The 24,327-nt window shown below is 46.7% G+C and carries 19 protein-coding genes and 1 pseudogene; 15 read left to right on the top strand and 5 right to left on the bottom strand.

Translation table 11 applies throughout. The annotated features are described in order from the left end of the window. Window positions 1–70: 70 nt before the first annotated feature. From ACUUJN_RS19850 to ACUUJN_RS19840, 3 genes are all read left to right on the top strand, one after another. Window positions 71–2,320, top strand: coding sequence for a methyl-accepting chemotaxis protein (locus tag ACUUJN_RS19850; protein WP_069079959.1), 2,250 nt, complete (start codon window positions 71–73; stop codon window positions 2,318–2,320). A gap of 102 nt (window positions 2,321–2,422) precedes the next feature. Beyond that, the gene (locus ACUUJN_RS19845) at window positions 2,423–2,545 is read left to right on the top strand and encodes a hypothetical protein (RefSeq protein WP_023989899.1); all 123 of its coding nucleotides are present in this window, start codon (window positions 2,423–2,425) and stop codon (window positions 2,543–2,545) included. 85 nt (window positions 2,546–2,630) lie between these two features. After that, window positions 2,631–4,406 (top strand): peptidoglycan D,D-transpeptidase FtsI family protein, encoded by a 1,776-nt coding sequence (locus ACUUJN_RS19840; RefSeq protein ID WP_310167152.1) that lies wholly within the window; start codon window positions 2,631–2,633, stop codon window positions 4,404–4,406. On the opposite strand, the gene ACUUJN_RS19835 is transcribed toward ACUUJN_RS19840, so the two are convergent. Then, complete coding sequence (locus ACUUJN_RS19835; protein WP_023989897.1) at window positions 4,394–5,548, bottom strand: AI-2E family transporter; 1,155 nt, start codon at window positions 5,546–5,548, stop codon at window positions 4,394–4,396. The genes ACUUJN_RS19840 and ACUUJN_RS19835 overlap by 13 nt on opposite strands. Window positions 5,549–5,727: 179 nt before the next feature. On the opposite strand from ACUUJN_RS19835, the gene ACUUJN_RS19830 reads away from it, so the two are divergent. After that, a complete protein-coding gene (locus ACUUJN_RS19830; RefSeq protein WP_068941984.1) occupies window positions 5,728–7,113 on the top strand; it encodes a polysaccharide deacetylase family protein in 1,386 nt (461 codons plus the stop codon). A gap of 99 nt (window positions 7,114–7,212) precedes the next feature. Here ACUUJN_RS19830 and ilvD read toward each other — a convergent pair whose 3' ends face one another. The 3 genes and pseudogenes from ilvD to ACUUJN_RS19815 form a co-directional block, all read right to left on the bottom strand. Beyond that, window positions 7,213–8,901, bottom strand: coding sequence for a dihydroxy-acid dehydratase (ilvD, locus tag ACUUJN_RS19825; protein WP_023989895.1), 1,689 nt, complete (start codon window positions 8,899–8,901; stop codon window positions 7,213–7,215). A gap of 352 nt (window positions 8,902–9,253) precedes the next feature. Beyond that, window positions 9,254–9,493 (bottom strand): annotated as a pseudogene (locus tag ACUUJN_RS19820) (KGG domain-containing protein); the annotation flags it as partial. A gap of 176 nt (window positions 9,494–9,669) precedes the next feature. Continuing rightward, window positions 9,670–10,704 (bottom strand): acyltransferase family protein, encoded by a 1,035-nt coding sequence (locus ACUUJN_RS19815; protein ID WP_023989893.1) that lies wholly within the window; start codon window positions 10,702–10,704, stop codon window positions 9,670–9,672. A 312-nt stretch (window positions 10,705–11,016) separates the two neighbouring features. Between ACUUJN_RS19815 and ACUUJN_RS19810 the strand changes: the two genes are divergently transcribed. The 4 genes from ACUUJN_RS19810 (at window position 11,017) to mgrA (ending at window position 14,428) form a co-directional block, all read left to right on the top strand. After that, on the top strand, window positions 11,017–11,823 hold the full coding sequence (locus ACUUJN_RS19810) for an alpha/beta fold hydrolase (protein ID WP_028542443.1): 807 nt from the start codon (window positions 11,017–11,019) through the stop codon (window positions 11,821–11,823). Window positions 11,824–11,837: 14 nt separating this feature from the next. Continuing rightward, complete coding sequence (locus ACUUJN_RS19805) at window positions 11,838–12,608, top strand: HAD family hydrolase (protein WP_028542444.1); 771 nt, start codon at window positions 11,838–11,840, stop codon at window positions 12,606–12,608. Further along, window positions 12,605–13,345: an NAD-dependent protein deacylase gene (locus ACUUJN_RS19800; RefSeq protein WP_338532748.1), complete on the top strand. Its 741-nt coding sequence runs from the start codon at window positions 12,605–12,607 to the stop codon at window positions 13,343–13,345. Before ACUUJN_RS19805 ends, ACUUJN_RS19800 begins: the two co-directional genes overlap by 4 nt. Before the next feature lie 84 nt (window positions 13,346–13,429). Beyond that, on the top strand, window positions 13,430–14,428 hold the full coding sequence (gene mgrA, locus ACUUJN_RS19795; protein WP_068941994.1) for an L-glyceraldehyde 3-phosphate reductase: 999 nt from the start codon (window positions 13,430–13,432) through the stop codon (window positions 14,426–14,428). A gap of 127 nt (window positions 14,429–14,555) precedes the next feature. On the opposite strand, the gene ACUUJN_RS19790 is transcribed toward mgrA, so the two are convergent. Continuing rightward, the gene (locus ACUUJN_RS19790) at window positions 14,556–15,422 is read right to left on the bottom strand and encodes an AraC family transcriptional regulator (protein WP_023989889.1); all 867 of its coding nucleotides are present in this window, start codon (window positions 15,420–15,422) and stop codon (window positions 14,556–14,558) included. A gap of 220 nt (window positions 15,423–15,642) precedes the next feature. Here ACUUJN_RS19790 and ACUUJN_RS19785 point away from each other — a divergent pair, with 220 nt between their 5' ends. The 7 genes from ACUUJN_RS19785 to glcT all read left to right on the top strand — a co-directional run bounded on the left by ACUUJN_RS19785 (window position 15,643) and on the right by glcT (window position 24,149). After that, window positions 15,643–16,821 carry a galactokinase gene (locus tag ACUUJN_RS19785; RefSeq protein ID WP_069079963.1) on the top strand — a complete coding sequence of 393 codons (1,179 nt, stop codon included), beginning with the start codon at window positions 15,643–15,645 and terminating at the stop codon, window positions 16,819–16,821. 1 nt (window position 16,822) lies between these two features. After that, window positions 16,823–17,812, top strand: a complete 990-nt coding sequence (gene galE / locus ACUUJN_RS19780) for a UDP-glucose 4-epimerase GalE (protein WP_023989887.1) — start codon at window positions 16,823–16,825, stop codon at window positions 17,810–17,812. 17 nt (window positions 17,813–17,829) lie between these two features. Further along, the gene (locus ACUUJN_RS19775; RefSeq protein WP_316244099.1) at window positions 17,830–19,473 is read left to right on the top strand and encodes a UDP-glucose--hexose-1-phosphate uridylyltransferase; all 1,644 of its coding nucleotides are present in this window, start codon (window positions 17,830–17,832) and stop codon (window positions 19,471–19,473) included. A 184-nt stretch (window positions 19,474–19,657) separates the two neighbouring features. Then, window positions 19,658–20,821 carry an iron-containing alcohol dehydrogenase gene (locus tag ACUUJN_RS19770; protein WP_028542451.1) on the top strand — a complete coding sequence of 388 codons (1,164 nt, stop codon included), beginning with the start codon at window positions 19,658–19,660 and terminating at the stop codon, window positions 20,819–20,821. A 174-nt stretch (window positions 20,822–20,995) separates the two neighbouring features. After that, the gene (locus tag ACUUJN_RS19765; protein ID WP_023989884.1) at window positions 20,996–21,514 is read left to right on the top strand and encodes an NfeD family membrane protein; all 519 of its coding nucleotides are present in this window, start codon (window positions 20,996–20,998) and stop codon (window positions 21,512–21,514) included. A 48-nt stretch (window positions 21,515–21,562) separates the two neighbouring features. Then, on the top strand, window positions 21,563–23,098 hold the full coding sequence (gene floT / locus ACUUJN_RS19760) for a flotillin lipid rafts scaffold protein FloT (RefSeq protein WP_028542452.1): 1,536 nt from the start codon (window positions 21,563–21,565) through the stop codon (window positions 23,096–23,098). 190 nt (window positions 23,099–23,288) lie between these two features. Then, entirely contained in the window at window positions 23,289–24,149 is an 861-nt protein-coding gene (glcT, locus tag ACUUJN_RS19755; RefSeq protein WP_023989882.1) for a glucose PTS transporter transcription antiterminator GlcT, read from the top strand. Window positions 24,150–24,327: the final 178 nt, after the last annotated feature.

Below are 24,327 nucleotides of genomic sequence, written 5' to 3'. Positions count from 1 at the left end.
TATATAGATAATAGATACATAATGGATGACGTGGAATTAGAAACTAATTATATGGTGGTAGGTGAGAGAAATGGGTTTACGGAAAAAAGAGGGGAATACAGCAAAAAGGCAACCCAAGAAAACGGATCAAATGCAGGGTTTGAAAGGCAGTAAAGTGACAACGGATAAAGAGGAACAAAAGGTTGCGGTGTCTTCGAAGGTTGCCCCCTGGGTAGCTAAGGCAACTCGTAAAGGTACACACAATTTAAAGCGTTTACTTAAGCCGGAAAGGTACAGTAAAGATTTCATGCATTTGGTCAAAAACTATAATCCGATACGTTCGGTTGGAATGAAGTTGTTTCTGATCTTTTTTGCGGCAATTATGTTATTTGTGGTCAGCTTGGGGATGCTCTCATACTACAAGGCTAAAAGTACGATTGAGCAAAATGCAGCTACGGCTTATCAGCAGACCGTCCAGCAAACTTCAGAAAAGCTTGATATTATTCTAGAGCGCTTTCAAGACACGTCGACACAGGTATTTTTCGATACTGAATTAAGTGATCAGTTGCAAAAGGCAGTAAAGCAAGATAAAAATCCCTTTGCATCTTTTGTTGCTATGGGCGAAGTGAATAAGAAGCTAACGAATCTTGCTTTTACGAATAAAGCGATTGATTCAATGTACTTGTACCCGGAAGAAACCAATTTAGCTGCTATGGGCACCGGAACACAAAAGGATGTACGGCAGGAAGAGTGGTTTAAGGATATTTTGAAAAACAAAGGAATTGTTTGGCTACCTACGCAGGTGAATGACAATGGTAGCAAGACCTTTCGTCTGGCACGCTCCATGAACAGCATGTCCGGGTTGGGAGGGACTTATGTTCTGGTTATGGATTTAAAGTCCAGTGCGGTGGAGGACGAGTTAAAAGGTATTAATTTGGGTTCAGGCAGTATGATTAGTCTTGTGACAGACAAGGGTGAGTTTGTAGGTTCTAACAATGAGGGCTTGGCAGGAGGAAAGACAAAGCTGGATTACGTGTCCAAGCTTGAAGGGATCGAAGGAAATCAAATTATGGAGCAGGAAGCAGACGGCAAAAAGCAAAGTGTGCTTGCGGTTCATAATACACTGGGAACTTCCAAGTGGATTCTCGTGGGTGTAGTACCTGTATCTGAGCTGGTGAAAGACGCTAAGGGGATACTAACTACAACCTGGATATTTGCCGCAGTGGCTGCACTCATTGCATTGTTCATTGGCCTGTGGATCGTGCGTCTCGTGGCTCGTCCATTGACACATCTGAAGGATTTAATGGTCGAAGGCGCCAAAGGCAACTTGCAAATCCGAACGAACTATAAGGCTCAGGATGAAATTGGGCAGTTGTCAGAAAGCTTTGATACGATGATGGAGCAAATTACATTGCTGGTAGAACAGACGAATGCCTCAGCTCAGGAGGTTCTGAATACAGCGACGGAACTAGGCGATGCCTCGAAGAAGACAGCCATTTCAGCCAAAGAAATTGCAGCAGCAACGGAAGAGATTGCTCATGGCGCCGCCAGTTTGGCAACAGAGGCTGAACGTGGCAGCGGACTTACCGGGAATATATCTCAGCAAATGGATACGGTTATGGCTTCCAATCATGAAATGAGTCTGGTCGCACAAGAAGTTGAACAATCCAGTGAACAAGGGACCATTCAGCTGAAAAATCTATTGAGCAAGACTAAGGTTACGGAAGAAACTACGCATGCTCTGGTGGGCAAAGTAGATGAACTGAAGAAGACAACTTCCGATGTCTTTAAGGTGCTGGACGTATTACAGGATATTGCTAAACAAACGAACATTCTATCACTGAATGCGACGATTGAAGCAGCACGAGCGGGGACGGCTGGGCGTGGTTTTATGGTGGTAGCTAATGAGGTTCGGCAGTTGGCTGAACAATCACGTCAAGCTATTCGTACGGCTACAGGCATTACTAACAACATCGTCAATGAAATGAATGAAACGGTACAGGCATTATCTGAGGTGTACCCGCTGTTCCGGGAACAGATGGGAGCCGTGCAGGAAACAACGGACATTTTCCAATCGGTTCAGCAGCAAATGGGAGAGTTCGCGCTACGATTGGGAACGGTCACTGCCTCCATTCATCATCTGAGTGAATCGCAGACCACTTTGTCCGAGGCAATGACCAATGTAAGTGCGGTAGCCGAGCAATCCTCAGCTACTTCGCAGGAAGTCGCTTCGCTCAGCACTGAACAGGCTAATATTGGTAATCAACTGGTAGGTTTGTCGGATAAGCTGGAAGGAGTATCAGTGAACTTGAAGGAACAGCTTTCGCGGTTTACGGTGTAGATATAACAAAACCATGGAAATCAGGATTGTCACTGATCTCCGTGGTTTTGTACTTTTTATTAGTAGATGTGCTTAAAAATCCCTCAAGAAGGAAAGCAAAAGATGAATACAAACACAAAGGTAGCTTGGGTTGTACTGGCCATTACCATTTTTATTACGGTTTTTTATTCGTTAGACGAGTTTTTAAATTGGAGCCCAGAAGCAGACATCACAAGATACAAATAAATTCGGAAACCCATTCACGTTAAAAGTTGAGTGGGTTTTCTTTTTCAACTACAGGACATACTACTGGAAAAAAGATGAAAGAAGGATGGGTGTGCCGAGGCGTGGTAGCAGTTTCATACGAAAACGTCGAATTGCATATATGGGCTTGGGGGTGATGGCGCTACTGCTGATTTTATTATTCCGACTGGCTTGGATTCAGGGGACAGCGGGCATTCATATGTCCGTCTATGGGGGGCATTCGCTTAAGGAAATGTCAGCACGTCAGCGACAGGAGGGCATTTCTATCGACTCTGGACGTGGACAGTTTACGGACCGGCATGGGCAACCCTTGACTGGCGGAGTCGTATGGGCGCCAGTGCTTTTTCCCGATGTAGATGGCAAAGCGGCTTTACATGGCGAAGAACTGGCCAAGCTACTGCGTACGAATAAAAAGCAACTACTGACACGATGGAAAGGGCTGCAATCCCCGCTCATATGGCGAGATGGGCGCGGAGAGCCCGTACAAATCAATCCGAATGAAGCAGGCAAGCTGCTGAAGCTAGCCCCTTCGCTTATTGAGCTTGTACCTTATGCGAAACGTTACAGGGATTTGCCCAATGGCAGGCAATGGCTTGGCTTTCTGTATGAACGTGCCGACCGAGCGAGTGAACTGCCGATGGGGGCAGCCGGGCTGGAAAGAACGCTGGAGCCGCTGCTGAGCGGCGTCGGTGAAACGTTCGTCTCCCGATTTGTAGATGCGCAGCGTCGTCCATTGACTCATATACCGTTGCGTGTCAGTGCTCCATCCAATGGTCACTATCCTTTACAAGTGCAGACTACAATTGATCTACCTATACAGGAACAGATTGAAAAGCTGACGGAATCTAGTCATTTGGCAGAAGGGGCGGTGGTAGTGCTCGATGCAGGCAACGCGGATGTACTGGCGATGGTGTCTCGCCCTTTTTATAATCCCGGGCATGTTGATCCGCAGAAAAAAACAGACTGGTCTAATCGTGCCCTCAAGGCGATAACGCCTGGATCCATTTTTAAGTTGGTTACGGCTGCTGCTGCACTTGAATCAGGTGTTGTCCAACCGCAGGAACAATTCCATTGTCATGGAACTTATGGCAAGTACGGTTTGGCTTGCTGGAAAAAAGAAGGACACGGTACCCTGAACCTGGAGGAAGGGCTTGCCGTATCCTGTAATAGTGTATTCGCTCATCTCGGCGAACGGCTTAATCCTGAGCAAATTCAGGCCACAGCCTCTGCACTGGGATTGAGCCGAACTGTGGGCTGGCAGGAGCGGAATCTTGCAGGACTACCTCAATTCAGACCGCTGGATCAAGAAGAAAAGGGAGCCGTATTCGGCTCCCATACGAACGCGTATGATCCGGGCGTACGTGTACAGACAGCTATCGGTCAGCGCGATGTGCTGGTAACGCCTCTCCAAGCTGCCAATCTCATCGTCACCTTGCTGCACGAGGGTCAAGTACATGCACCACGCATTGTCAAACGCATTAGCTACGCAGACGGTAGCACCTTACTGGAACTACCTGCTCATGCTGCATCTTCACCCGAGGGCAGCCGCTCGATTCACACATCGACGGCTCGCACGCTTCGTGAAGCAATGGAAAAGGTTGTGACACAGGGAACTGGTGCCTCCTTGCGTAATAAATCATGGATTCTGGCCGGCAAATCGGGTACGGCCCAAGCTTTAAAGAACGGTCAACCTATCAATCACCAGTGGTTTATAGGCTATGGTCCGATAGAGCGGCCTCGTTATGCGGTCGCCGTCCTTGTGCAAAATGCTTCAACACATTCTGCAAATCAAGCTACAGCACTGTTTGGTCAAGTAATGGATCTGTTAGCTCAATCCTCTTGAGTACCACGAGTAGCTTCACGATCTTCCTCCTGGATTTTTACGATAAACGGGGGCTCGTCAAATTCCTCTGTCGGAAACCGAATCCATTTCTGCAGATAGCCTTGCTGCCACAATTCCTTGAGCAAAATGATCAGAATGGGAGACAGGATTAATCCGGCCAGTCCAAAGATGGACAACGATATAATGGCAAAGGAAAGCATCAGATAGGCAGATGAAACACCGATGGAATTACCAGTGATTTTAGGCTCTGCCAGCTGGCGGACGATCACCGTCACAGCCATGACAATAAGCAGGCCTACAGCCAGGCCGGTATTGCCTGTGATGAACAGATACACGGCCCACGGAATAAAAATAACAGGCACACCCAGCAAGGGCAGAATATCAAACAAAGCTGCCACGAGCGCCAATGAGAGGGCATTATCCACTTGCAAAATGAGTAAACCTATAAATACGAGAACAAAGGTAATCCCTACCAGTAGAGCTTGAGCCTTGAGAAAAGCGGAGATAGCTTTAAGTACGTGATTTTTTAGAAAAAGGTAAGCAGTTTTTAGTGTCTTGGGTGTTTTACTACGAGCAATGCCCTTCCAAAGATTAATTTCCATACTTAAAAAGAACGCTAAAATGATGGCAATGGCAAAGTTGCCCATAAAAACAGTGAAAGAACTGAGGAACTGTATGAAAAAGGATAATCCTAGCTGTGCCCACTTCGTAGCAATGGTGGTGGCAGTCGCAAAATAATCATTCACACGTTCAGTAACACTCGGAGGTAAAGCAGCGATTTTATCTTGAGAAAGATGAAGATATCGCGTGAATTCCGCTTGGATAATCTGAGTATATTGTGGGAGGTTTTGCGCGACTTTCGTAAATTGCGTAACCAGAATCAGGCCCAATCCGAAAAAAATAGCAAGTAAGAGGATGATAAATAGCAATACGGAGAGTGCGGAGGCAAAAGGCTTTTTCATTCCTTTCCGATGAAAATAACGGGCAGCAGGTTCAATGCACCAGAACACGACGAACGAAAGGAACACAGGTGCGGCAAGTTGATACAGTTTGCTGGATACGAACATAATTAAATACACGGTTAATACGATCAAACCGATATCAAAAACGGTACGCCAATATTTTTTGTACAAGGGAAGCATATGTATACAACGACTCCTTTTAGATTTTTATTTATTGTACACTAAATTGGACCTCAATGCTGACCATATGCAATAGCGAAATCTCGGCATGTTTGCTTCATTGTGATAATATATAAGTAAGTGAGTTTTCCTCAGGAAGCCTGCTTGGGGAGTTCAGAATAGAAAAGTGGGGATAAAACGTGCAGACTTTGCTGTTATGGATGTTTTACATTTCAACTTTTTATGCTTTTATTCCGGCGCTGGTTAGTCGTATATTTGGTTTCCGGGTGTTCAGGCGCGGCAAAAGTGAGCAAGAATATGCACTCACCTTTGATGATGGCCCTGATCCAGTGTATACATCACAGCTGCTTGATTTACTGAAGCGTTTTGATGCCAAGGCTACTTTTTTTGTTGTTGGGATAAATGCAGAAAAACACCCTGAGCTTCTGAAACGCATGCATGATGAAGGTCATCTAATCGGTATTCATAATTATGTGCACAAATCGAATTGGCTTATGAGGCCTGTTACCGTCAGAAGACAAATTGCTCAGACAGAGTCAGTCATTCGTCGAGTAACTGGCGAGGGAACGACCTTTTATCGCCCACCTTGGGGGATAGTGAACTTTTTTGATATTTCCAACACCCATGGTCGTCGAATCGTATTATGGTCCTCCATGTTCGGGGACTGGAAGGCCAGCATCGGAGCGAAACAATTAGCGGAGAGAATGCTCAAAAAGCTGAGGGGTGGCGAGGTGATGCTGCTCCATGACTGTGGTACGACATTGGGGGCAGACGTGGAAGCGCCCCAGAATATGCTAATCGCACTGGAGAAGTTGCTGAGGGTCGCCCAAGAACGACAATTACGCAGCGTACGGGTGGATACATTGTTTTGCCGTCAGTCTGTCAATAAACCTACTGCCTCCGAGATGTCCAGTACGGGCTGGTTAAAAAGAACGCTGGTATTTGGATGGCTCCAGTATGAGCGGCTATTCCATGTTTTGTTTCGTCTTCGTCCCGTAAGCAAGGAGGATACGATCTTTTATTATCGTCGCCGTATCTATCATGGGCCAAATGTAAATATGGAGAACAGCAGGTGGTTAGAAAAAGGGGACCCGATAATTGAGCTTCATTTTGATAATAGAAAGTTATTTCAATTGGGTTCGACGGCAAAGTCGATGGTACATCTAGCTATTCAATTAATTCGGATTGTAAAAAAACAACTTCCTGATCTGGCCCAACGCATTGTACATGATTCTGAAATGAAGGGTGTAAAGGCGATATACGCAGTAAGTATGATTCATCGGGGACCAGAGAAGTTGGGATTTCAAGTTCGGGAGCTTCCCAAAGGACTGTTTAAGCATGTGTCCACTGTATATCTAAAGCTGTTATTTCGTGTTATCCATCCTTTGGGTTCAGAGCAATTGAGTGAAAAAAAAGATGTAATGGTACCGAAACTGATTGTGATGCCAATGGATACCTTGTTTGACCGTTTTCATCAGGGAGGCTTACACCGCTCAGACGAAGCTCTTGAGCAAACAGCACAGCGAGATGATGTCCATACACTCAACAGCGAAATGACTGAATAGGCTAAACCTAATGACCTAATAAAAAAATCCTCTCGATCCTTTGTTAGGGTCGAGAGGACTTTTAGCTGTTTATAAAGTAATCCTATCTTGGCAACGCATTTAGATTTTCATAATTCCGCCGTTACTTGCGTTCGTTACCAGCTTGGAATAACGTGCCAGGTAACCCGTTTTTACCTTCGGCTCAAAGCCTTTCCAGTTGGCGCGACGACGTTCAAATTCTTCGTCCGTAATGTGGAGCTCAATCTTACGATTGTTTAAGTCCAGCTCGATGATATCGCCGTCCTCAACAAAAGCGATAGGTCCGCCTTCTGCGGCTTCAGGGGAAATATGACCGATGGAGATACCGCGGGAAGCACCTGAGAATCGTCCGTCTGTAATCAGACCCACCTTGGCACCAAGCCCCATGCCCACGATTTGTGAAGTTGGAGCGAGCATTTCAGGCATACCAGGTCCGCCCTTTGGACCTTCATAACGGATAACAACAACGTGTCCTTCATTAATTTTACCGTTGGCGATACCTGCCAGTGCATCTTCCTGTGAATCAAAGCAGATAGCAGGACCTTTGTGATAACCACCAACCGAAGGATCAACTGCACCGACTTTAATGATGGAGCCTTGCGGTGCCAGATTACCGAATAATACAGCTAGGCCGCCACGTTCAGAATAAGGGTTGTCCAGTTTATGGATGACGTTAGTATCCAGAATTTCCTGACCTTCTACGTTTTCACGAATGGTTTTTCCGGTCACAGTAATACAGTCTCCATGCAGTGCGCCCGGTTTCTTCAACAATTCATTCAGCACTGCGCTTACGCCGCCTGCATTATGGACATCCTCAATATGATAGTCGGAAGCAGGTGCCAATTTGGACAAATGAGGTACGCGGTTTGCGACTTCATTAATACGTTCGATAGGGTAGTCAACTTCTGCTTCATGGGCAAGTGCCAATGTATGCAATACTGTATTCGTGGAACCGCCCATTGCCATATCCAATGCAAATGCATTATCAATAGCCTCTTTAGTCACGATATCACGTGGTTTAAGATCCAACTTAATCAATTCCATTAATTGGCGTGCAGATTGTTTAACGAATTCTTTACGTTCTTCTGCTACTGCGAGAATGGTGCCGTTACCCGGCATAGCCAGACCCATTGCTTCTGCGAGACAGTTCATGGAATTCGCTGTGAACATCCCTGAACAGGAGCCACATGTCGGACAGCCATATTGTTCTAATTCAAGCAAGCTTTGATCGTCGATTTTACCAGCCTGATATGCACCTACGCCTTCGAAGACGGAGGTCAGGGAAATAGAGCGTCCGTTCTTGTCTTTACCAGCTTTCATAGGACCGCCGCTGACGAAAATAGTTGGAATGTTAACGCGCAATGCGCCCATCATCATGCCAGGGGTAATTTTATCACAGTTAGGAATACAAACCATGCCGTCAAACCAGTGAGCGGAAACGACAGTTTCCAGAGAGTCAGCTATAATTTCGCGGCTTGGCAGAGAATAACGCATACCGATGTGTCCCATAGCAATGCCGTCATCTACACCGATGGTGTTAAACTCGAAAGGTACACCGCCTGCTTCACGAATGGCTTGCTTGACAATTTTGCCAAATTCCTGCAAATGGACGTGGCCCGGTACGATATCAATATACGAGTTGCATACCGCAATAAACGGTTTGTCAAAATCTTCTTCCTTGACACCCGCTGCGCGCAGCAAGCTGCGGTGAGGAGCGCGGTCAAAGCCTTTTTTAATCATATCGGAACGCATTTTCGTCTTAGCTGTCATGATGCTGGTTTCCCCCCAAAGTATAAAAATAGTATGGCGTTCAATGGACGCCGTAATAGCGCAGATGTTTTCTAAAGAGTCTATCATAGATGTGAGCTTTTTTCTACATATATGAAGATTTTGAAAAAGTAATAGTAGGGTTCTGTAATCAACAATATATAGACATGAGCAGTTTTATTTGTCTATATATTGCATTTAGAAGAGTTAGAATTTGATTCTATTAGAAATATGTATACTGACATGTTTGCGTATCAGTTAAAATATGAAAGAGCCCATTCTGCAATAAAGCGGATGGGCTCAAGCTTGTTTTATGTTAAAGGAGGGCGGAATATGATATTACACCTTAATTTCTGCCGCCTTTACGACCGATGTCTCTGTAGAAATTTTTGTCATGCGACTCAGCTGTAGCATCGCCGCCTTTTTTGCCGATTTCCTGATAAAATTCTTTATCGTGAGAGTTTGCGGTTGCTTCCCCGCCCTTTTTACCAATCTCCTGATAAAATTCCTTATTGTGCTTCTTGGAAGTAGCTTCTCCACCCATACGACCTGCTTCTTCGCGACTCATTTTCCCCTGATTTTGATTACGTGCCATTACAAATCACTCCTTAATAAAAAAGTTGTTTTTTGTTGCGCGCATCCTTTACTTACCACATCACGCCTGTATGAAACAGGCTCCAAGTGGAGTAAAGAGGGGGTAGACTCGCTTACATGTTCGTCTGTGAGTGGGTTGTCGCGTGTTCAATGTTAAATAAAAAATGGATAAAAAGATTACGCGGACCGTCTAAAAGGATAAGGAGCTGGCTTTAGCATCCACTCTACCTGTGGCTCAATCAGAGGTCGTGTTGCAGTTCGAACCCAAGGCATGGTCAACATACAGCACAGACCTGCAGCACACACTACAATCAACATGACTTCCACTGGAGTATCTATATATTCGTAGACTCCCTTTGCAACGACGGTACGGACGATCAAACCATGGAGTAAAAAGACATATAGTGTCCGTCTCCCCATCTCGGTTATACGTCCTGTGACAGCTGGAACAAAGCTTAGGAACGCCATGGATGCTATCCATTGAACTCCATAAATGCCGATGCGGTAAATTCCTGCGTACCATTCGGTATGGCCCAATTCACCGTAAGTCATGTTGCCATACAGCCAGCCTGCTGGGATGCCGAAATACGACGTTCCCGCCAGTACCATAAGCAGAAGAGATACAACGCCAGCGATTATGCGGACTGGAGCTGTGAAGAACCGTCGAACGTCTGCATAATTCAAATGATAACCTGCTACAAAGTAAGGCAAATAAACAAAGGTTCTGCATACGCTCAGCCATATACCATCCACAGGGAGATACCCGACGAGGATACCCAGCAGCACGGATATACCCAATTGGAGGACAGGTGGTATTTTCTGAAAAGACAGCATCAGCAGTCTCCAACAGATATGGCTGGCAAGGAACCAGAGTAGCAGATAAGGAGCAAAGAACGAATGATGGATATGGGGAACGTGGAAGAGTGCAACATCCAAGATCGAATAGAGCGATTGAAAAATAAGATATTGCATACCGATCTGAAGCAGAACTTTTCGGCCTGCTGATCCGGTCAAAGAAGTTTGGGCAAAGTAGCCTGTAACGAGTACAAACAACGGCATATGAAACATGAATATCCAGCTGAACCATTGTTGGGCAATATGAAGTGAACCGACTAGAGGCTCCAGAGCATTCCCTGCAAATACGCATATGATCAACAGAAATCGCAAATTGAGAAAGAAGCTTTCCCCTTGTACATCATGGCTTGTCGTCATGTGTTTCCCTCCGAACGGCTTCTGCCGACTAAACTATTTAAAAAATAATTCTTTACAAGGAACAAGGTACGATACTCTGGACTTTATCATTGTGATTTTATTCACAATAGTAAGCGTTATCATAACCTTATTGTGTGGCGAAAGCTTGAACACCGGACAAAGATGGGCTAAGACGTGGAAATGTATGCTGATTTGACCCTGTATGTGCAACGATGTTACCCTAACAAGGCTAGTTACGCTGATGAATACAGCGGTACATTTTATATTCAAATTACGAATTACGAGGTACGAAAGGCGAAAGGAACTTTTACAATGAGAAGAAGAACAAGAAGATCATACAATTCATATGGGACACGTGGTCCTCGGAAAATATGGAAAATTCTCTTAGGCATCCTGATTGTCATTGTACTGATCGCAGGGTGGGGAGCATGGAAGGTATTTACGCCTTATCAGCCTGACGAGACGGCTGCTGCTGCATTAGCTGAAGTAGCGGATGCTGTGAAAGTAAATGAACAAGAACATTGGGTTGGTTTTGAGCCTGTAAAAAGAAGCGGAGCCGGAGTCATTTTGTATCCAGGGGCGTTGGTGAAGCCCGAAAGTTATGCGCCCTTGGCACGCCGTCTGGCGGAAAAGGGTCATCATGTGATCATTGCAAAAATGCCACTGAACCTTGCATTGATCTCCCCGGATTTAGCGAATGAAGTGCTAAAGGCATATCCGAAAGAAGCGTTTGTTATTGGAGGCCATTCGTTAGGCGGTGTGATGGCGGCCCGATATGCAGCTGCACATCCTGATCAGGTCAAAGGTGTATTTTTCCTCGCCTCCTACCCGGATAACAAGGGTAATTTAAAGGATAAAAATCTGCCCGTTATTTCTCTACTGGGAAGTGATGATGGAGTCGTCCAGATGGAAAATGTCCAAAGTGGAAGAACTTATTTACCAGCCAACACGCTGTATTTTACAGTCGAAGGGGGAAATCATGCCCAATTCGGCAGTTATGGTGTCCAAAAAGGGGATAATCCTGCAAAAATTAGCGCTGCCGAGCAATGGAATCAGACGGTAACGGCTTTACAGGACTGGATGAAAGAGAGTGTGGATGTGGCTTCTAAGAATCAGTAAAGGAGGTGTGCTGCATGTCTGAGCTGATCGTGCAGGGGGAGCGGTACCCATGCCGTGGTATTTTATTGGATAAAGATGGAACGTTGCTGGATTTTATTCAGTTGTGGGGCCCCTGGGCTCGTTCTATACTGGATATGATGGAGCAGCATCTTACCGTGGCGGGTGCCGGTTTTACGGTGGAAAAAGGTACCGTTCTAGGTACTGTTCACGATCAAGAGGGACGTGTGATCGGTTACGACCCTTCTGGCCCGCTGGCCATGGGGACGGTGGACGAAAGTACGGGGGTACTGGCTTGGCAGCTTTATAATGCTGGTGTACCGTGGAATGAAGCTGTGCGGCTTGTCCGCGACTTTAATAAAACGGCGATGGCTGATATTCGGCGACATCGGGCAGCGAAGGTGTTTCCAGGGTTGCGGACGTTGCTTGAGCAAAGCCGCCATGCCGGGCTGAAGCTGGCGGTTGTGACCTCTGACAGTACAGAGGCTGCACAGGAGCATTTGGAGTGGATGGGGCTGACATCCTATTTTGACGAGATTATCGGACATGATAGGGTTACATACGGCAAGCCTGACCCGGAAATGGCTGAAAAAGCCTGCGCGTTACTAGGATTGTCGCCGGCGGACGTGGTAGTCATCGGAGACAGCAATGGGGATATGCAGATGGGCAAGCGTGCCGGAGTACGGCTCACTATTGGATTTGCGCCAGAAGCAGAACGTTCTGGTCATTTGCTGGATGCGGATAAGGTTGTTCGTGGATATGAAGAGCTGGAGGTGCGTAGGGTATGAAAGTTAATACGTTGGCGGAATGGATACAGCAATCGCAGAATATTGTTTTTTTCGGCGGAGCAGGGACATCGACGGAAAGCGGTATTCCGGATTTTCGTTCGGCAGCAGGCCTGTATCAAAGTGAGGAGAAATTGCCTTATTCCCCTGAGGTTATGCTTAGCCGTTCATTTTTTGTGAAGCATCCTGAAGTGTTCTTCGACTTCTATCGTAGCAAAATGCTGCATCCCGATGCGGAGCCGAATGGTTGTCATCATTTCCTCGCGTCATTGGAAAAGCAAGGCCGTCTAAAAGCGGTTGTGACACAAAATATTGACGGATTACATCAGGCGGCAGGTAGTGTGAATGTACTAGAACTTCATGGCTCGGTGCATCGCAACCACTGTATGGAATGCGGACGCTTTTACAATCTAGATGAAGTGATGAACAGCTCTGAGGTTGTACCCAAATGTCCGATAGATGGAGGAATTATCAAACCGGATGTCGTTTTATATGAGGAGGAGCTGAATCAGGATACCATTATTCAATCCGTTCAGGCTATTTCGCAGGCTGATTTGCTGTTAATTGGAGGAACGTCGCTGACAGTACATCCTGCTGCGGGCTTGATTACTTATTTTCGTGGTAAACATACGGTGCTGCTGAATACAGATCCCACCTCGTATGATCATAAGGCGGATCTTTTGATCACCGATCCAATCGGTAAAGTTATGGAAAAAATTGCTCATCAATTAGGTCTGTAATCGTTTTCTTGTCAACGCCTGGATAAAAGCGCTATGATGATGTTGTGATGGACATTACAATGTTTCGAGAGAGGCTGGGATAGCATGGTTTATTTAGCTGGCGAAGATCGTTATGAAAGTATGAAATATAACCGTACAGGGAGATCAGGTCTAAAACTGCCGGCTATTTCGCTGGGCTTGTGGCACAATTTTGGCGGGATTAACAACGCGGAGAATGGCCGTAGCATGATTACCCGCTCCTTTGATCTAGGAATTACGCATTTTGATTTAGCTAATAACTATGGCCCTCCTGCGGGATCAGCTGAGGAATTTTTTGGACAAGTCTTAGCCAGTGATATGAAACCGTACCGGGATGAGTTGGTCATCTCCACCAAAGCGGGCTACAATATGTGGGCAGGGCCTTATGGTGACTGGGGATCTCGCAAGTATATGATATCCAGTCTGGATCAGAGCCTGAAGCGGATGGGGCTGGACTATGTCGATATATTCTACTCTCACCGATTTGATCCTAATACGCCGCTGGAAGAAACGATGGGAGCACTGGATCATATCGTACGATCCGGCAAAGCGCTGTATGTGGGTGTGTCCAATTATAGTGCGGAGCAAACAGCAGAAGCAGCTCGCATTCTGAAGGAGCTGGGAACACCGCTTCTGATTCATCAGCCGAAATACTCCTTGCTCGACCGCTGGATTGAAAGCGGATTACAAGATGTACTGGACGAAAACGGGGTAGGCAGCATTGCCTTTTGCCCGCTGGCTCAGGGATTGCTGACCAATAAATATTTGAACGGAATCCCCGAGGATTCACGTGCAGCGAGTACATCGGTTTTCCTGAATGAGAACCATGTAACGCCAGAGACACTTCGCAAGGTACGCGCCTTGAATCAGATGGCTGCTGCACGCGGACAAAGTTTGGCTCAATTCTCGCTGGCCTGGGCTCTGCGCGGCGAACGTCTGACCTCTGTCTTGATTGGGGCAAGCCGTGTAAGCCAAATTGAAGAAAATGTTGCTACCTTATCCAATCTGGACTTTTCTCAGGAGGAACTGGATCGAATTGATTCGATTCTGAATGCCGGGAACTGACAGGACGGCGGCACAGCCTAATGGTGAAAGTTAATCTGTAGTCATCGGCCTAATTTCGAATCCTTTTATACAATATATAACCAACAGCCCGCATCCGTTTGAAGGATGCGGGCTGTTTAAGCCTGCTTTACGACTGTGGGTATTGCTTAACCTTGCTTCGGTACTCGGTTGGAGACTGACCGCAGAAGCGCTTGAATTGACGTGAGAAATATAAGGCATCGGTTAGTCCGACCGAAGCGGCCACTTGCTCTACCGATAATTCAGGACGCTCACGCAGCAGTTGACGTGATTTGTCGATTCTTAGCTTAAGCAGATAGGTGACGGGGGAGATGCCCGTTTCCTTTTTGAATATCCGTGACAAATATGCACGATTATAACCAAGTCCTTCAGACATTTGCTCAATGGAAACGGGATGTGCGTACTGAGTGGACATATATTGCACCATCTGCTTGACTGTACGTTGAATTTGCGAATCCGCCCCGGACGGATCAGTCCAGTCACTCAGGTAATTGCCTGCTTCCCCCATAATCAGATACAAATAGCCCAAGGCTGATAGATGAGAACTAGATTTTCTGCTATAAAAGGCCAATTGCATTTGCTCCAAATAACCGGGGATGGGACTTTGATCGGAAGCATGAAAGACAGGCTGGTGAACACGTAGCCCGGCCTCCTGCACCACCTGCTCAGTATGGTGCCCGGTAAACGCAGACCAACGATAACGCCACGGTTTCTCTTCATCAGAGGTATAGCTCACCAGCTGACCGGGATGAATAAGGAAAAAATCGTTTTCTTCAAGCTGATATGTGTGCTGTTCCGTTCGGAAGATACCTCTGCCCGATTCTACAAAGTGTAGCAGATAGTAATCATAGATTTTCGGCCCCACGGCATGACCGGATTTGGTTTGGCTCTCTCCTGCAAAAAGCACATGCAGCGGGCTATTTTCATAAAACACCGGATTAGAGGCAACGGCATAACTATATGAATGCGCTTGCAAAATAGGGTCATCCTTCCTGCATTTGTGAATGGTTTAGCGGATGCGGTATACTTACATTGTACATATCCAAGTCACATTTATCCATAGCTTAAACACATGGATGCATTACATCGTGTGACGCTTTCATTTATACTGAAATCATAAGAGATGTCAACCTGATTAAGATGTTACAGGGAAATCAGGAGGGCCTTTACTAACGGTATATGAGGTGGATGCGGATATGAACTCTACTGAATTAAAGAAACATTTTATTGAAAAATATGGTGAAAGCAGCAATGAACTGCGGATATTTCATGCACCTGGACGTGTCAATCTGATTGGAGAGCATATCGACTATAACGGTGGTTATGTACTCCCGGCTGCGCTGGAATTCGGAACGACGCTAATCCTTCGTGCGCGCAATGATGATGAAATTCATTTTGCTTCAACAAACCTGTCGTATGAAGTATCTATCTCCCGCGGAGAAATAGGTAAAACAAAAACGGATGAGTGGGTGGACTATCCGGTGGGTGTGCTGGTGGAGCTAGCTGATAAGGGAGTTTATCCGTCTAACGGATATGACCTGCTCTTTCACGGAGAAATACCCAATGGCGCTGGATTATCCTCCTCAGCCTCCATTGAGGTTGTTACAGGATACGCGTTCCTCACGATCGAAAAACAGAAAACAGATACGGTCGAAATCGCTTTGTTGTCCCAGCGGGCAGAAAACAATTATGTAGGTGTCAATTGCGGCATTATGGACCAGTTCGCTGTAGCGAACGGAGCAGCTGATCATGCAATTCTACTGATGTGCGATACGTTGGATTACCGTAAAGTGCCATTCCGCACGGGAGATTACAAGTTGGTGATCGGCAATACAAACAAGCGTCGCGGTTTGGTGGACTCGGCCTATAACGAGCGTCGTAGTCAATGTGCCGAAGCACTGTCCATTTTGCAGCAGCAGGAGCCGTCACTGGAATACCTCGCTCAGCTGGATGAGGCACGTTTCGGAGAGCTCCAGCATCACATCGCGGACCAAACAGTGCGTCGGCGGGCACAGCATGTGGTGGAGGAAAACGCTCGTGTGTTGGCCTCTGTTGATGCTCTCGCGGCGAATGAACTTGCAGCTTTTGGTCAGTTAATGAATGCTTCTCATGATTCATTACGCGATTTGTATGAGGTCAGCTGCACGGAGCTGGACGTCATGGTTGAAGAAGCACGGCGCATTCCTGGCACGCTGGGTGCTCGTATGACAGGAGCCGGATTTGGAGGTTGTACGGTTTCATTGGTTCATGAGAACGATGTGGAACGTTTTGTGAAGGAAGTCGGCGAAGCTTATCAGACCCGCACAGGGCTGGAAGCCAGCTTTTATGTATGCAAGGCAGGAGACGGAGTTAAAGAACTGAAGGAGGACGAATAACATGGCCATTTTAGTCACAGGTGGAGCTGGATATATCGGTTCACATACCGTAGCAGAACTGTTGGATCTGGGAGAAGAAGTTGTGGTACTGGATAATTTGCAAACCGGGCACAAAGCAGCATTGCTTGGAGGCAAGTTGTATGAAGGGGATTTGAGGGATAAAGAACTACTGTCCAAATTGTTCTCAGAAAATAGTATCGATGCAGTTATCCATTTTGCAGCCAACTCGCTGGTTGGAGAAAGTATGCAAAATCCTGGTAAATATTACGACAACAATGTATTTGGCACGCTGAGCTTGCTGGAGGCAATGAAGGATGCTGGAGTGCGCCGAATCGTGTTTTCCTCTACTGCGGCTACCTACGGCGAACCGGAAAAGGTGCCGATTGAAGAGGGTGACCGTACAGAGCCAACCAACGTGTATGGTGAAACAAAGCTGATGATGGAGCGCATGATGTCGTGGTTTGACAAAGTTTTAGGCATCAAATATGTGTCTTTACGGTATTTTAATGCGGCTGGTGCGCATGAGAGCGGCAAGATCGGTGAAGATCACCGACCAGAAAGCCATCTGATCCCGTTAGTGCTCCAGACAGCCTTGAAACAGCGTCCACACATCGCTGTGTTTGGTGAGGATTATGCGACACCTGACGGCACGTGTGTTCGGGATTACATTCACGTGAGTGACCTGGCGGATGCTCATGTGCGTGCAGTAAATTACTTGCGCGAAGGCAATGACAGCAACGTATTCAACTTGGGCAATGGACAGGGCTTCTCTGTGAAAGAAGTTATTGAGACGGCACGCAAGGTCACTGGACTCGACATTCCAGTTGTGACAGAGCCACGCCGCGCAGGCGATCCAGCGATATTGGTTGCATCTTCTGACAAGGCTCGTTCGGTGTTGGGCTGGAGTCCAGCACGTACCCAACTAGAGGATATTATTAGCGGAGCATGGGGATGGCATCAGTCGCACCCTCACGGCTACGGCGACGAATAGACGGGAGACGATGACATATGAGCGAGCGCCAATCCGCAGATAAAGGCCAAGGCCGGGAACTTTCCCGGCATCTGGCCCATGACATCGACGAAACTGTGCAGCAATCGGCTCTATATGCGGTGGAGCAACTGGTTGCATTCGCACAAAACAAGGGCTTGATCGGTCCGCAAGATACAGATTACAGCCGTAATCTGCTGTTGGAGCAGTTTGGGTTTTCGGAGCCTTATTCAGGTGGGGAAGCAGGGGGCGTTATGGCCCCCGAAGCTCTCCAGCCTGTGCTTAATGTATTGATAGATTATGGTTTTGCCATAGGACTTATCCCTGAAAACACAGATACGTATCGCGATTTGCTTGATTCCAAAATCATGGGACTGCTGATGGCGAGACCGTCTGAAGTCATCCGTGACTTTCATCAAACGGAGGCTGAACGTGGCATAGAGGCGGCGACAGATGCTTTTTATCAATTATCCATCGATTCGAACTACATTCGAATGGATCGGGTTGCCAGCAATGTGTACTGGAATCAGTCGACATCTTACGGAGATATGGAAATCACGATTAATTTGTCCAAGCCAGAAAAAAGTCCCAAGGAAATTGCGATGGCGAAGCTTTTGCCGCCGCCTGTTTATCCCAAGTGTCAATTATGCCGTGAAAACGTCGGATATGCAGGAAGAGTAAATCATCCGTCCCGTCAAAATTTGCGCATCATTCCGGTGGAATTGAATGGGGAACCGTGGTTTTTTCAATATTCACCCTATGTGTATTACAACGAGCACTGCATTGTGTTCCATCATGATCATGTACCGATGAAGCTTACGAAGGATACACTGCGCCGATTGCTGGCCTTTACGAAAGCGTTTCCGCATTATTTTATTGGCTCCAATGCGGATCTGCCGATTGTCGGCGGATCGATTCTGACCCATGATCATTTTCAGGGTGGTCGTCATACATTCCCAATTGAAAAAGCGGGTGTGGATGGCGAATACCATAATGAAGCGTTCCCGCAGGTTACAGCAGGGATTGTAAACTGGCCGATGTCGGTCATCCGTTTTACGTCAACAGATGCCGAGGCGTTGTTGGAAGCGGGAAATGCTGCTTTTGAAGCCTGGAAAGCTTATAGTGATCCTGTAGCTGATGTCCTCTCTCATACAGAGCAGGAAGGGGAAACGATTCCGCATAATACCGTGACGCCGATTGTGCGCCGTGATGCCGAAGGCAGGTACCAGATGGATCTCGTACTGCGTAACAACCGAACGAGTGAAGAGTATCCGGAAGGTATTTTCCATCCTCACCGCGAGATGCATCACATCAAGAAGGAAAATATCGGTCTGATCGAAGTTATGGGACTTGCCATATTACCGGGGCGGCTCAAGGATGAACTGGATGGAATTGCAGATATTTTGTGTGGGGATGACAAGCTGGCTGTGGCTATGCAGCAGGAAGGACATCCACTGTTTAAGCATGCAGACTGGATTTATCAGTTAAACACCCGGTTCGGTCGTTTGCCTGACAAGGAGACGGCTGTTCGTACCGTACAAAATGAGGTTGGACTGAAATTCAGTGAAATTTTAGAGCATGCAGGAGTGTATAAACGAAATCCGTCCGGTCATCAGGCCTTTGGTCGTTTTATGAAACAATTGGGATATACTTTGGGAGAATAAAATTGCTTGCGCAGCACATAATACTCTACGAGAACCCTCCCAAGATATGACATGGAACCATGCTCCTCAAGGAGTGTGGTTTTTTTCTGAAAATAAAGCAGATTTGTTTCCTGTAACCGAAAAGGTTATAATAGAGTAGTTTCTTAACATTAAACTTTAGAACTATTGGAGGCGAGCGTTTGCGATGAAAGCATTCGAATTTTATAATCCTACACAATTGATCTTCGGTAAAGGACAATTGGAGGCTCTCAAGCGTGAAGTTCCTAAATATGGTAAACGTGTACTGCTTGTATATGGCGGCGGCAGCATTAAGCGCAGCGGTTTGTACGATAATGTAATAAGTTTGCTTGGTGAAATCGGTGCAGAGGTAACGGAACTGGCTGGTGTAGAACCGAATCCTCGCTTATCTACAGTACATAAAGGCGTTGAATTGTGTAAAACACATCAAATCGACCTCGTTCTGGCTGTAGGCGGTGGTAGTGTGCTGGATTGCTCCAAAGCCATTGCTGTTGGTGCAAAATATGATGGCGACATGTGGGATTTTGCAGAGCGTAAAGCGGCACCACAGGCAGCATTGCCACTAGGTACGGTTTTGACCATGGCAGCTACCGGTTCTGAAATGAATGCGGGTTCTGTTATTACAAATGAAAAAACACAGGAAAAATTGGGCTGGGGCAGCGTATTTGCGTTCCCTGCGTTTTCTATTCTTGATCCTGTGAACACATACTCACTGCCACAAAATCAAACCGTTTACGGAATCGTAGATATGATGTCACATACACTGGAGCATTATTTCCATTTGGAATCCAATACTCCGGTCCAACTTGGCTGGTGCGAAACGATTTTGCGTACGGTCATGGATGCGGCTCCAGGTCTGGTCAACGATCTGGAAAACTACGAGCTACGTGAAACGATTATGTATTGTGGTACGATGGCGCTGAACGGCTTCCTAAACATGGGGCTGACAGGTGACTGGGCTACTCACAATATCGAACATGCTGTGTCTGCTGTTTATGATATTCCACATGGTGGAGGACTGGCTATTCTGTTCCCGAACTGGATGAAACACAATCTGCATGTGAAGCCTGAACGCTTCAAACAACTGGCCGTCAATGTGTTCCATGTAAACCCAGAAGGCAAGAGTGATGAAGAAGTGGCGCTGGAAGGTATTCAGGCGCTGCGTGATTTCTGGAACTCGATTGGTGCACCAAGCCGTCTGGCTGATTACGATATTGATGCGTCCCAAATCGATGTTATGGCTGATAAAGCTGTGAAATTTGGATCTTTTGGTGGCTTTAATAAGCTCAATCGCGAAGATGTAGTCGAAATTTACAAAGCATCTCTGTAAACTGACATTTGTATCATTTTAAGCACGTTTGTGCGTCATTAGACGTACGAACGTGCTTTTTTGGGTTTGATTTGGGATTTTGGAGGAAAATTTTGAAACTTTTTAAGGTTGAATACGTAAACATAGTTATAGACTGGAAACCAGACTGAAAAGGTACATGGAAGGAGGAGTCGCATGGAAACCATATTTTGGTGGTTATTGGCAGGGGGCGCTATCTTTACCGTAGTCAGTGTGCTGATTGGAGATGTACTCGGTGGTTGGCTGGATGGTGCATTGGAGCTACCGGGCCTCGATTGGTTCAGACCTGTCGTTTTACTTGGAGCCATGACCGCTTTTGGCGGAGCTGGAGTACTGCTGACAAAGTATACTGGGCTGAGCATGGGGTGGGTCGTCGTGCTTGCTTTAGGGATTGCGTTTGTCATCGGAATACTCGTGTTCTTTGCGTTTATCAAACCCATGGCGAATTCGGAGGTATCCAGCGGCTTCTCCATGCGTGAGCTGACTGGCCGGATCGGTGAGGTCACCATTCCTGTACCTGAGGTTGGTTACGGGGAGGTTATGATCCGTTTGGGTGCAGGCAACACCATACATACAGCATCTAGCTTCGATCACAAACCGCTTGCTGCGGGAACCCGTATCGTCGTGGTTGAGGTCGCAGAGGGCGTCGTCCGCGTAGCGTACCTGGACACATAGACGGCGCATTCGCTTAACTTGAAGGGAGCGTGATCGGGAGTGTCAAATTTGCAAGATATTGTGTTGGTCCCTGGGATTGTTGTCATCGTTATCGTTATATTAGGGATCGCTTTTTGGGCCCGTTACAAAACGGTAGGGCCGGATGAAGGAATGATCGTGACGGGTTCTTTTCTAGGAAATAAAAATATTTCCGAGGATGACTCTGGACGAAAAATTAAAATTGTACGCGGCGGGGGGGCCTTCATTTGGCCTATTTTTCAGCAGTCCGAATTCATCTCTCTGTTGTCCCATAAACTGGACGTAACCACACCGGAAGTGTATACGGAACAAGGAGTTCCTGTGATTGCGGATGGTGTGGCGATCATCAAGGTCGGCAGTTCTATTGAGGATGTAGCTACAGCAGCCGAGCAGTTCATCGGGAAGCCACTGGAGGCTCTTAGGGGAGAGGCTCAGGAAGTGCTGGAGGGACATTTGCGCGCAATCCTCGGTTCGATGACAGTGGAAGAAGTTTATCGTAATCGGGATCGGTTTGCGCAGGAAGTACAGGGCGTGGCTGCTCGTGATCTGAAAAAGATGGGCTTGCAAATCGTTTCATTCACCATCAAAGATGTGCGTGATAAGCACGGATATCTGGATGCGCTTGGTAAGCCGAGAATTGCCGCTGTGAAACGGGATGCTGAGATTGCAGAAGCCGAGGCTGTGCGGGATGCCCGGATTCAGAAGGCGCGTGCGGAACAGGAAGGCCAGAAGGCCGAACTGCTGCGGGATACCAACATTGCGGAGGCAGCCAAGGAGAAGGAACTGAAAGTGGCTTCGTTTAAGAAAGAACAGGATACAGCGAAGGCAGAAGCCGATCAGGCTTATCACATTCAGGAGGCCCGTGCCAAGCAGACTGCTGTCGAGGAGCAGATGAAAGTCGAGCTGGTGCGCAAAGAACGGGAAATTGATCTTCAATCCAAGGAAATACAGGTACGTGAAAAGCAATATGATGCGGAAGTGAAAAAGAAGGCAGAAGCTGATCGGTATGCGGTCGAGCAAGCGGCGGAAGCAGATAAATCGCGTAAAATGCGTGAGGCTGAATCGCTGCAATACTCGATTGAGACACAGGCTAAAGCGTCAGCTGAACAAAAACGTCTAAACGGGCAAGCAGAAGCGGATGCCGAACGCGCCAAAGGTACGGCAGACGCAGATGTCATCCGTTTGCGTGGACTTGCAGAAGCGGAGGCCAAGGAAAAACTGGCGGAGGCGTTCCAGAAGTTTGGAGAGGCCGCCGTGCTCGATATTATCGTAAAAATGTTGCCTGATCTGGCTGGACGTATTGCCGAACCGATTGCGTCCATTGATAAACTCACCGTAGTTGATACGGGAAAAGGAGAAGGAGCAGCGCGTGTCAGCAATTATGTCACCGAACTGATGGCTACGGCACCTGAGATGCTGAAGAGTGTATCCGGCATTGATGTGGAGCAGTTAATCAAGGGGCTGACGACTGGGAAAAAAGGCCTTCATTCCGTGCCGTCCTCCGGTGAAGGGAATAAGCAGCATCTTCCAGCCTCGGTGGAGGCAGCACTAACAGATAAAGAATAACGGTAAGTCTTTAGGGAGCATCTACCCCTAACCAAAAGACCGCTTTTCATCACAGCATTTCCCGGCAATGTGATGAAAAGCGTTTTCTTTTTATTGACCTTTAGCCGAATATTTGGTACTTTAACGTGGATTCCTCTGAGCTTCATGCTATAATTCTTAGGATCAAGGTTCTGATAAAAGAGGTGCGGATGTGAGCAGCCTAAAAGTGGCCAAAGCGCTGAATAACAATGTGATTATAGGGATGCATCCCGAGCATGATGAGGTTGTTGTGATTGGAAAAGGAATCGGTTTCAATCGCAGACCCGGTGATCTTATGCCGTTGGATTCAGTTGAAAAATTATTTATATTAAAAAGCCATGAAGAACAGGAGCAATACAAACGGTTGCTTCCTGAGCTGGATGAAAAGCTCATTGAGGTCATCGGTGAGGTACTTCATCTTGTTCAGCTTCAAGCAAAGAAGCCTCTAAATGAGCACATACTGATTGCTTTAACTGACCATATCGCTTTTTCCATCAACCGTCATAAACAGGGAATTACGATTCATAATCCGTTTTTGTATGAGACTAGGGAAATATATCCTCAGGAGTACAAGATGGCTGAGCAGGCTGTTGCTCTAATCAGGGATAAGATGGATGTAGATCTGGGAGAAGATGAAATCGGATTCGTGGCCCTGCATATTTATAGCGCCATGACAAACCAGCATATCTCCGAGGTGAGGAAGGATTCTCGTCTGATTGCGGATATGGTTCAGGTTGTCGAGACCACACTGGATTATCGTATTCCTCTCCAATCTCTTGATTATTCTCGACTGCTGACTCATCTGAGGTTTGCGATTGAACGTGTGCGCCGGGGAGAAATTGTGCAGGAGATTTATCGATTGGACAAGCTTTTGAATGAGGAGTACCCGGAAATGTATATGCTGGCCTGGAAGCTCACGAAAATTATGGAGAAAAGACTCCGTAAATCTGTGTATCCAGCTGAAGTTAGTTATTTGACAATGCATCTGCAGCGGTTGTCCCAACGCAAAGAGCAGGGGGAGCAACAAAAGTGATAAAACCGGAATAAAAAAGTATTGCCTCGCATTTAGCGGGGTGCTATAATCAATTTTGCAATGAGGAAGACAACAACTGAACATTAAACGTGTTACTGATTCGATCAGGCATGAGTTGTTTTAAGTTATGATTGTTTACAGCCTACTGGGGCAAGCTATATCCCAAGGTTGTTTTCAA

Source organism: Paenibacillus sp. LRG-1, assembly GCF_057220305.1.
The sequence above is the reverse complement of the archived record's forward strand: the minus strand, read 5'-3'. Positions and strand labels throughout refer to the sequence as shown.

Coding starts and splice junctions, on each gene's coding strand:
- ACUUJN_RS19805 (WP_028542444.1), top strand. CDS start 11,838: ATGTCTGAGCTGATCGTGCAGGGGGAGCGGTACCCATGCCGTGGTATT.
- ACUUJN_RS19840 (WP_310167152.1), top strand. CDS start 2,631: ATGGGTGTGCCGAGGCGTGGTAGCAGTTTCATACGAAAACGTCGAATT.
- ACUUJN_RS19770 (WP_028542451.1), top strand. CDS start 19,658: ATGAAAGCATTCGAATTTTATAATCCTACACAATTGATCTTCGGTAAA.
- ACUUJN_RS19810 (WP_028542443.1), top strand. CDS start 11,017: ATGAGAAGAAGAACAAGAAGATCATACAATTCATATGGGACACGTGGT.
- ACUUJN_RS19845 (WP_023989899.1), top strand. CDS start 2,423: ATGAATACAAACACAAAGGTAGCTTGGGTTGTACTGGCCATTACCATT.
- galE (WP_023989887.1), top strand. CDS start 16,823: ATGGCCATTTTAGTCACAGGTGGAGCTGGATATATCGGTTCACATACC.
- ACUUJN_RS19785 (WP_069079963.1), top strand. CDS start 15,643: ATGAACTCTACTGAATTAAAGAAACATTTTATTGAAAAATATGGTGAA.
- ACUUJN_RS19815 (WP_023989893.1), bottom strand. CDS start 10,704: ATGACGACAAGCCATGATGTACAAGGGGAAAGCTTCTTTCTCAATTTG.
- mgrA (WP_068941994.1), top strand. CDS start 13,430: ATGGTTTATTTAGCTGGCGAAGATCGTTATGAAAGTATGAAATATAAC.
- ACUUJN_RS19835 (WP_023989897.1), bottom strand. CDS start 5,548: ATGCTTCCCTTGTACAAAAAATATTGGCGTACCGTTTTTGATATCGGT.
- ACUUJN_RS19850 (WP_069079959.1), top strand. CDS start 71: ATGGGTTTACGGAAAAAAGAGGGGAATACAGCAAAAAGGCAACCCAAG.
- ACUUJN_RS19765 (WP_023989884.1), top strand. CDS start 20,996: ATGGAAACCATATTTTGGTGGTTATTGGCAGGGGGCGCTATCTTTACC.
- ACUUJN_RS19800 (WP_338532748.1), top strand. CDS start 12,605: ATGAAAGTTAATACGTTGGCGGAATGGATACAGCAATCGCAGAATATT.
- ACUUJN_RS19775 (WP_316244099.1), top strand. CDS start 17,830: ATGAGCGAGCGCCAATCCGCAGATAAAGGCCAAGGCCGGGAACTTTCC.
- ilvD (WP_023989895.1), bottom strand. CDS start 8,901: ATGACAGCTAAGACGAAAATGCGTTCCGATATGATTAAAAAAGGCTTT.